This window comes from Candidatus Cloacimonadota bacterium (genome assembly GCA_012522635.1).
Taxonomy (GTDB): domain Bacteria; phylum Cloacimonadota; class Cloacimonadia; order Cloacimonadales; family Cloacimonadaceae; genus Syntrophosphaera.
The window spans coordinates 1-8876 of record JAAYKA010000077.1 but is presented as its reverse complement, the minus strand read 5'-3'; the positions used below and the strand labels follow the sequence as shown (position 1 = coordinate 8876).

Annotated in this window: 8 protein-coding genes; all 8 read right to left on the bottom strand. The window is 52.5% G+C overall.

Annotated elements, in window-relative coordinates; genetic code table 11:
- On the bottom strand, positions 1 to 150 hold a 150-nt coding region (locus tag GX135_04290), incomplete at its 3' end, for an electron transporter RnfG (GenBank protein NLN85307.1).
- Positions 147 to 1223 (bottom strand): RnfABCDGE type electron transport complex subunit D, encoded by a 1077-nt coding sequence (locus tag GX135_04285; GenBank protein ID NLN85306.1) that lies wholly within the window; start codon positions 1221 to 1223, stop codon positions 147 to 149. The genes GX135_04285 and GX135_04290, both read right to left, overlap by 4 nt.
- A gap of 10 nt (positions 1224 to 1233) precedes the next feature.
- The gene (gene rsxC, locus GX135_04280) at positions 1234 to 2556 is read right to left on the bottom strand and encodes an electron transport complex subunit RsxC (protein ID NLN85305.1); all 1323 of its coding nucleotides are present in this window, start codon (positions 2554 to 2556) and stop codon (positions 1234 to 1236) included.
- A 169-nt stretch (positions 2557 to 2725) separates the two neighbouring features.
- Positions 2726 to 3943 carry an FtsX-like permease family protein gene (locus GX135_04275; GenBank protein ID NLN85304.1) on the bottom strand — a complete coding sequence of 406 codons (1218 nt, stop codon included), beginning with the start codon at positions 3941 to 3943 and terminating at the stop codon, positions 2726 to 2728.
- Positions 3943 to 4704 (bottom strand): ABC transporter ATP-binding protein, encoded by a 762-nt coding sequence (locus GX135_04270; GenBank protein ID NLN85303.1) that lies wholly within the window; start codon positions 4702 to 4704, stop codon positions 3943 to 3945. The genes GX135_04275 and GX135_04270 overlap by 1 nt, the downstream gene beginning before the upstream one ends.
- Before the next feature lie 3 nt (positions 4705 to 4707).
- Positions 4708 to 6129, bottom strand: coding sequence for an efflux RND transporter periplasmic adaptor subunit (locus GX135_04265; GenBank protein ID NLN85302.1), 1422 nt, complete (start codon positions 6127 to 6129; stop codon positions 4708 to 4710).
- A gap of 9 nt (positions 6130 to 6138) precedes the next feature.
- A complete protein-coding gene (locus GX135_04260; GenBank protein ID NLN85301.1) occupies positions 6139 to 7392 on the bottom strand; it encodes a TolC family protein in 1254 nt (417 codons plus the stop codon).
- Between the two features lie 296 nt (positions 7393 to 7688).
- Positions 7689 to 8876, bottom strand: a 1188-nt coding sequence (locus GX135_04255; GenBank protein NLN85300.1) for a T9SS type A sorting domain-containing protein, incomplete at its 5' end; no start/stop codon positions are given.

Sequence of the window (8876 nt, the reverse complement as noted above, 5' to 3'; positions counted from 1 at the left end):
GGGAATGAGGGTGGAACGCGCTTCATCGGCGGCTTTGGTTTGCAGTTCGTCGATGCGTGGCTTGGTGGCGGAATTCACAAACGCCAAAAGCGCTGTCGCCACCACGCAAAATGCCAGCAGGATGAGGCTGAGTCTTAGATAGATTTTCATTTTTTCACCTTCCCAAATGCTTTTGGCATGGTCAACATATCGATGAGCGGGGTCATCACGTTCATAAACAAAATGGAATAGGAAACGCCTTCGGGATAGCCTCCCACGAGGCGGATGATGACGGTCAGAACGCCGCAGCCAACGGCATAGATGATGCGCCCCGGTTTTGTCATGGGGCTGGTTGTATAATCTGTGGCCATGAAAAACGCGCCCAACATCAATCCTCCGGTGAAGAGATGGAAAAAGGGCAGGGTGAGCGAATAGCCGCTGCCTTTGATTCCACCGAAGAAAAAGGTGAACACAAACACGGTGAGCAGATAGAAGAAGGGGATGCGCCATTCAATTATTTTGCGCCAAAGCAGGTACGCGGCACCCAAAAGCAGGGCAAAAACAGAGATTTCTCCGATGCAGCCGCCCAGGTTTCCCCAAAAGAGGTTTTTGAGGGTGCCGAGATCGAGGAGTCCGTTGAAAATCTTTTGGCTGAACTCGGGATAGAGACTGGGGTCGCGGATGAGCTGGGCAACTTTCAGGGGTGTGGCGCCTGTAACCAGTTCATACACGTTGGGCGCGACGCTCTGAAGTTTTGGAGCGATGGCATCCAGATTGATGCCGCTCATCACTGCGCTTTTGGAGGTTTTGACCCAGCAATTTCCCGTCATCAGCGAAGGCCAGGAAGCCAGCAGAAAAGCTCTGCCCAGGAGGGCGGGGTTCACAGGATTGTTTCCCAAACCGCCAAAAACCTGTTTGCCGATGGCGATGGCGAAAATGGAGCCCACCACCGGCAGCCACCAGGGCGAACCGGCTGATATATTGTAAGTTAACAGTATTCCTGTGAGTACGGCGGAGCCGTCGGAAATGGTGATGGGAACCTTGCGGAACCATTGGATGAGGGCTTCGGTGGCGAGGGCGGAAATCACACCCAAGAGGGTGAGCCACAGGGAACGCCAACCAAAATAGTAGATGGCGAAAACCAGCGCGGGAATCAAGGCTATCACCACATTCCACATTACGTTGGGAATGCTGGTGCCCTCGTGCAGATGGGGCGCGGGTGAAACTTTATATCTTTCTTTCATGGTGGGAACCTCACTTTTGTCCGCGTTGGGCGGCAGCGTGGCGGATTTTTCCGCGGTCAATCCACTGCACCAAACGAATGTGGGCGGGGCAAACGTAGGCACAGCTTCCACACTTGATGCAATCTTCCAAACCGCAGCGCAGAGCGAGGGTCAAATCGTCCGCTTTGACGGCCTGAACCATCATGCTGGGCATCAGGTTCATGGGGCAAACATCCACGCAGCGGGCGCAGCGGAGGCAATTTCGTTCCTCGATGCCACGGGCTTCTTTTTCGCTCATCAACACGAGGCCGGAGCTGCCTTTTCCCACAGGCGCGTCCAGCGATGGCAGAGCAAAACCCATCATGGGACCACCAGAGATGATTTTTCCGATGGGGGCGCTGGTGCCAGCGCAATGTTCCACCAAGTCTGCGAAAGGCGTTCCGATGCGGGCGCGCAGGTTTTTGGGATTGGTAACGATGCTGCCCGTTACGGCAATAACTCTGTCCACCAGTGGTTTTTTGTAACGCGTGGCTTCATAGATGGCAAAAGCGGTACCAACATTCTGAACCACCACGCCCACCGCCATTGGCAAACCACCTGTGGGGACTTTTCTGCGGGTTGCGGCGTAGATGAGCTGTTTTTCCGCGCCTTGGGGATAGCGGAGCTTCAGAGGTACCACGCTCAAATCTTTTTCGGATGCTAAAAGCTTCTTCATCAGGGCGATGGCGTCGGGTTTATTTGCTTCGATGCCAATCATTCCCCGTTTCGCGGAAAGGATTTTCATCAGGATTTTCAAGCCGCTGACAATTTCGAGTCCTTTTTCCAGCATGAGCCGATGGTCTGAGGTTAGATAAGGCTCGCATTCCACCCCGTTGAGAATAACCGTGTCGATGGGTTTATCCTCTGGCGGAGAGAGCTTTACCAGGGTGGGGAAGCCCGCGCCGCCCATGCCACAGATGCCGGCTTCACCGATGCGTTCCTTCATTTGAGCGGGCGAAAGCTGGAGAAAGTTTTCGTCGTCAACCAAATCGACCCAGCTATCTTCGCCATCACCGGTGATTTCGATGGCCAGCGCGGAAGCCCCGGCAGGGTGGGGGAAAAGGTCAATTTTGGTAACTTTTCCGCTGATGGAGGCGTGTTGGGGGATGGAAACAAAGCCGCCTGCCTCAGCGATTTTTTGCCCAGTTTTCACCTCGTCTCCAACTTTCACAAGAGGCTGGGAAGGCGCTCCGATGTGTTGGGACATCGAGATGATAACTCTTTTGGGCAGCGGGAGATCCTCCACTGGAGTGGAGGCGGAAAAGTGCTTATAGTCATGGGGATGAACTCCCCCGGGAAAGGTTTTAAACCGCATTTACGCTCCCAAATAGCTTTTTCAAGCCAAACTTTTGCGTCCCACAAAAAGCGAAGTTGATTTTAAGGCAAGTACTTTTTTGCCTGAGGGCGACAAAAAAGCGTTATAAAGGACAAAAAAAGGCGCTGGAGAGGTTCCAACGCCTTATATCACAGGGTTTTAATTTTATTTATTCATATCTGAGAGCGTCGATCAAGTTCAGATTGGCAGCTTTGCGGGCTGGATACCAGCCAAAGAAGATGCCGATGATGCAGGAAAATCCAACGGAAAGGAAAACAGACCAAGGCGTTACCAGGATGCTCCAGCCCATGGTTTTACCCAAAATCGAGGCCAGAGCCCAGCCCAGGGCGATGCCGATAAGTCCACCCAGGATGCTGATGGCGATGGCTTCCACCACAAATTGGAACAGCACATCGCGCTTTCCGGCGCCCACAGCCATGCGGATGCCGATTTCCTTGATGCGTTCCGTCACCGAAACCAGCATGATGTTCATGATGCCGATGCCGCCCACCAACAGTGAAATTCCGGCGATGCTGGCCAAAAGCACGGTCATCGTGTTTGCCACGGTGTTTGCCGCTTCCGCCACGTCGGTTTGGGAGCTAACCATAAAATCCTCGGTGGTGGTGCCGCTGTGCCTTGCCGGCATCAGGTTTGTTATTTCCTGCTGCACCAGGGGGATACGTTCCTTGGATTCTGCCGAAACGATGATGGTCATAAAGCGCCAGCGCATTCCCAGCAGGCGGGTGGCGGTGGTGGTATATGGCGCCAGAACAATATCGTCCTGGTCGCCGCCCATCGTACTTTGCCCCTTGGATTTCAGCACGCCTTTCACGGTGAAGGGGATGTTGCGGATGCGCATGGTTTTCCCAATCGGATCCAAGCCCATGAAAAGGTTGTCGGACACGGTTTTTCCAATCACGCAGACCTTGGCGCCGTTTTCCACTTCTGAGGGATAGAAAAAGTCGCCGGATTCCAGTTCCATGCTGCGGATCGTGAAGAAATCTACGTCCACGCCCTGGACCGATCCGCGCCAGTTGTTGTTGCCATATTTAAGCTGGCCGAAAGTGTTGTAAACCGGTGATGCGTAAAGCACTCCATCCACTTTTTCACGGATGGCGGCAACGTCGGCTTCATCCAGGGTGTTTCCAGAGCCGGCGGCTTGGCGCACCGTGCTTGGCGAACTGCTGAAATTCGACATCACCATAATCACGTTTGTGCCCATGGTGCTGATTTGGTCGTCCACCATCTTTTTGGCACCCTGGCCGATGGCGATCATGGTAATCACAGCCGCCACGCCGATGATAATGCCAAGCATGGTGAGGAAGGTGCGGGTTTTATTGCGCGCCAGGGATTTGAAAGCGATGCGTAGGATTCCAAAAAAATTCATCAGGCAAGCTCCTCGTCTTCATCCAAGCGGGGCATATTTTTCAGGTCTTCACTGGCTTTGCGTGGCTCCGGGGTCTTCTTGTCGGAAATCACGCGTCCGTCTCTGAAAGTGATAACGCGATCCGCGTAGCTGGAAATATGGGATTCGTGGGTGATGAGCAGCACGGTTTTACCCTCTTCATGCAATTTTTGGAAAAGCTCCATCACCTCAACGCTGGTGCGGGTATCCAGGTTCCCGGTGGGTTCATCCGCAAGCAGGAAAACAGGGTTGTTCACGATGGCTCTCGCCAGGGCCACACGCTGCTGCTGACCTCCGGAAAGCTGATTTGGATAGTGGCGCGCGCGGTCTGCCAAACCCACAGTTTCCAGCGCCTTCATGGCCAGGCTGTGACGCTCTTTGGCTGGGACGCTGTTGGAATAGAGCAGGGGCAGTTCCACATTTTCCAAAGCTGTGGTGCGGGGCAAAAGGTAGAAGGATTGAAACACATAACCAATCTTTTGGTTTCGCACTTTCGTAATCTCCTCGTCTTCCATTTCGTGAACGTTGATGCCATCAAGCTCATAGCTGCCGGAGCTGGGTTTATCCAGGCAACCCACCAGATTCATGAAGGTGGTTTTGCCCGAACCGCTGGCGCCCATGATGGCAACGAATTCTCCTTCGCGCACTTCCAGGTCGATGCCACGCAGGGCGTGCACCTGCACTTCACCCATGGTGTAAACCTTCGTGACGCCGCGCACTTTGAGCAGTGTTTTGTTCGTCATGCTTTAGAACCTGCCACCCATCCCTGGTCCACGCAAGGCGTTCTGTCCCTGAGCTTGACTTGGGTCTTTATAGTTCACTCCGGTAATGATTTTGATGTCTGAATCCAGTGGGCTGAGCAGTTCAACGAAAGCTCCATCGGAAACACCGGTGCGAACCGCGATGAGTTCCGGAGTCTTGTCTTTCAAAACCCAGATCATGGCCATGCTGGAGCGTCCATTGCTGCCATTGCCCATCATGCCTGACGCTCCTCCACCAGGCATTCCACCGCCCCGCATTCCGGCAGAATTTCCGCCGGGACCTCTGCCAGACCTGCCTCCACGACCGCGGCTGCCTTCAGAATTTTGAGCAGTGGCTTTTGCTGTGTCAGCCTTGCTTTTGCCGTTCCGGGCTGTGCTTTCGTCTGGTTTTTCCGGCGAAAGATTGCCCATCAGTTTTTCCATAGCGGATTTGCGAGCGTTGGAGATGAGGTCATCCTCCCATTTCAGCCCAAACAGTTTCCACATCTCCTTGGTCGGTGTGAAGCGGATTGAAGCTTCCGGCAGGCGTGAAACGTCGTCCTTGGATTGTGTGATGATGCTCACGTTTGTGGTCATGCCCGGCAGCAGCTTGTGATCGGGGTTCGCCGCGTCGATGATAACATTGTAGCTCACCACGTTTTGTTCGGAGGAGGATTTCAGCCTGATTTGCTGCACCGAGCCCGTGAATGTTTCACCTGCGTGGGAATCCACGGTGAATTCCACCGGCATACCAACTTTTATTTTACCGATGTCGGCTTCGTCGATGCTGGCAGTGATTTCCATCTGGTCCAAATTATTGGCAATGGTGAAAAGCGTGGGCGCGTTCATGCTGGCGGCAACTGTCTGTCCTTCAGAAACTTCGCGGCTGATGATAACGCCGTCGATGGGGGAGGTGATGGTGGCATTGCTCAGATTTTTTTGCGCGGTTTTCAGCTTCAGTTGGCTGGTGGAATAGCTCAGTTCAGCTTGATCCAGCGTGTTTTTCGCTTTCTGCAGGTCATATTCCGAAACCATATCTTTGGCGCGCAGGGCCTGGCTGTTTTTATATTCCATTCTGGCGTCATCCCGGCTGATGCGGGCTTTGGTGAGGTCCGTTTGGGCGGATTCCACGTTTGCCATCAAGATTTCGGTGTCCAGCTTTGCCAAAAGCTCACCTTTGCGCACATTGTCGTTAAAATCTTTATAGAGTGTTTTAATCGTGCCGGAAACCTCGGTTCCAACCTCCACCAAAACAGTTGGGTTCAACGAGCCGGTGGCGGTCACCACCTCGCGGATGGTGCCGCTGCTAATGCTGTCCAGCTTCCATTCCGGCTGGTTTTTCTTTTTGCGAACCTGGGTGAAAATGAGTACGCCGGCGATTACGATTACGGCTATGATGACGTATGTGAGGGTTTTACGCAGTTTCATGTTTATTCCTTACCATTTTCCCAAGATTTGGCGCGAGAGGAGGTTGTTGATGGCTTCCTGCCGTGCCAAAATCTGGTAGCGGTTGTTGTTGTATGAGATTTCAGAATCAATGTATTCCACGCGGACCTTGTCCAGTTCCAAAATTTCGATTAAGCCCAGGCGGAAGCGCTCTTCACCCACGTTAATCTGGGTTTGCGCCTGCGCCAGTTTTTCGGTGTAAAGCTCGTCCAAGCGTTGCAGATATTCCAGTTCCCGGCATAGGTTCACATATTGGCGGTCGATTTCTTCCAATTGTTGCTGCACTTCCAGTTCTGCCAAGCGCAGGGAAAGGTTCGAACGTTTGCTGGTCTGCCCTTGTTTAAATTGGTTCCACAGCGAATAGCTGAGGTTCAGGGAAAGGGTGTGATTTGTGTTGTAGATGTCAAAGTCAAAATCGCTCCCGCTCACGCCGCGACCATAGTTGTAAGCCAGACTCACACGCGGGAAATAGCTGAGGAAGTTTTGGCTGAGACCCAGTTCTCCACGTTTCAAATCCGCCTTCAGGAGCTTCACCTTGTTGCTCTGTTCGGGCAGATATTCGGGAACTTCAAAGCCTGTCTCTGGCTCCAAATCCGCCAGTTCATAGCCCAAATCTTCCATGCGCACCAGCCCGAAAAGCTGACTGCGCTTCGAAGCGATGCTGTTTTCCAGTTGCATGATGGAAATGCGCGCGTTCATCACCGCGATTTCGCTTTCCTTCACGTCGAAGCCGGTGTTTTTTCCCAGTTCGTTCAAGGCTTGAGCGCGTTCCCACACCCTGGTTTGAATCTCCAGGTTGCGGTTCAGCGATGCCAGTTGGCTTTGGGTGCTCAACACATCCAAATAGGCGCTGAAAACGCTGTAGGCGTAGGAACTGGCACTGGTTTCCAAGGTCAGTTTTGCCTTTTCGGCGTCCAATTTCGCATAGCGGTAGTTGAACCAGGCGTCGTCGTTCAGACTGATGGTTTTGCTGATGGAAAAACCAGCCTGGCTGCTGACATCAGGTTTTGGAGGATCATTGGGATGGTAAAAATCGCCGGTGATGCCAAAATTCAAGCTGGCGTCCGGGAGAAGATTCCATGTTGCAGAGCTCAGACTGCTGAGGCTGGATTCATAGCTCAAACCAGAACTCTGCATGCCATAGCTGTGCTCTAATCCGTGTTCAACAAGCTGTTCCAGGCTATACTGCTGCGCCGCCAAGGCCAGTGGCAACAGCAACAGCAGGACAAAAAAGTGTTTTCTCATGACATATTCCTTAAGGTGGTAAAAATCATTTCTTTGAAAATGGGTGGCTTTCCACATTTACTATGATACATGTGGACTTGCCAATCCCTGCAAATTTTTTTCATATGACAACAAGATACCGGGTGCATAGTTTTTAAAGCCCCTCTTTCCGACAAGAAAAATGTCTTGCCTTGTAAAACAGAGCATGTTTGTTGCCATCTTGAGCAAATAAGTTGGCAGCGGAGGTTTTTCCCTTTTGAGCCAAAAAGCTGCCAAACATGCCGGCACCGAACCGCAGAGCTTGCAGGCAAAAAACGCTAAAACCTCACCACCTTCGCCACCGCGCTTTTCCCATCCTGCTGCGCCCGAATCAGGTAAACCCCGCTGCCAACGCGGCGTCCGCCCTCATCCAAGCCGTCCCATTTATGCAGTTTGGATTTTGGGCAGTTTCCCTCAAAAAGGGTCTTCACTTTTTGCCCACGCAGGTTGAAAACCTCCACCTTCACAGGCTTTTCATTGTCTTTAAGCTCCACCCGCACCTGGATTTCAGAGTCAAATGGATTGGGAAAGGGGCTTCCCATGCAAATCACTGGTGTCTCAACACTTTCCCCCGCAATCAGGCTTTCGCCAAAATACTCCGTAAACACATATTCCACCAGCTTTTGGGCATCATCCTGGCGCATATTGTAGAGCGGAAAACTCAAGGTGCAGATTTTGCCATCCTGGTTCAGGTTCAAAATCCCCACCGCCATACCGTTCAAACGCCCCTGCGCGGTGTCGTTTTCGTGGTCTGACGCATAGCTGTAAACTGTTATGCAGTCATCTGTTGGCATCATTCCTTCCACACGCGGGATGTGTCCACCCATGGCTTCATTGGTTTTTTCGGGATCCACCTCCAGGGGTGGGAAATATTCAAATTCAGGATTGGCGCGCTTAAACCGGGCAGAGTTGCTGTGATCCGCTTCCGCGATGCCGATGTAGTCATAAATGAAGGAATCTTCTTCAAACTGGACTGGATATCCGGAATTCAGATCAAAGGCCAACGAAGGATGATAAACGCTGAACAGGATGTTTCCGCCGGCTTCAACATATTGGCGCAGAACATCTTGCGCAAAATAGGGCGCGTCCATCTCCGAAAGGTCGTTCCCGTGCCACAAAATTGTGGAATAGACGCAAATGTCCGCCAGCCGCAGTTCTTCGTTCCAGGCGTTCAAATCCAATTCCGTGCAGTTGAATTTCGCCGTGATGGCATCGTAAAATTCATCCGCCTGCGCGTCAGAAGGTTGAAATGGCCCATTTCCGCTCAGGTCCGCGGTTTCATCCACAATCAGGATGCCCTGATTCAAGCTCACGGGACGGCTTTTCACGCCACCGGCATAGGGGCTTTCATTCCCTTGCTGGTCAACCGCGCAAAGCCTATAATGATAATAGCTTAACCCGCCGACCACATCTCTGTCCAAATAGCTGTTTTCCTTGATCAGTCCGCCAATCTGCGTTCCCGGTTC

Coding starts and splice junctions, on each gene's coding strand:
- rsxC (NLN85305.1), bottom strand. CDS start 2,556: ATGCGGTTTAAAACCTTTCCCGGGGGAGTTCATCCCCATGACTATAAG.
- GX135_04285 (NLN85306.1), bottom strand. CDS start 1,223: ATGAAAGAAAGATATAAAGTTTCACCCGCGCCCCATCTGCACGAGGGC.
- GX135_04275 (NLN85304.1), bottom strand. CDS start 3,943: ATGAATTTTTTTGGAATCCTACGCATCGCTTTCAAATCCCTGGCGCGC.
- GX135_04260 (NLN85301.1), bottom strand. CDS start 7,392: ATGAGAAAACACTTTTTTGTCCTGCTGTTGCTGTTGCCACTGGCCTTG.
- GX135_04270 (NLN85303.1), bottom strand. CDS start 4,704: ATGACGAACAAAACACTGCTCAAAGTGCGCGGCGTCACGAAGGTTTAC.
- GX135_04265 (NLN85302.1), bottom strand. CDS start 6,129: ATGAAACTGCGTAAAACCCTCACATACGTCATCATAGCCGTAATCGTA.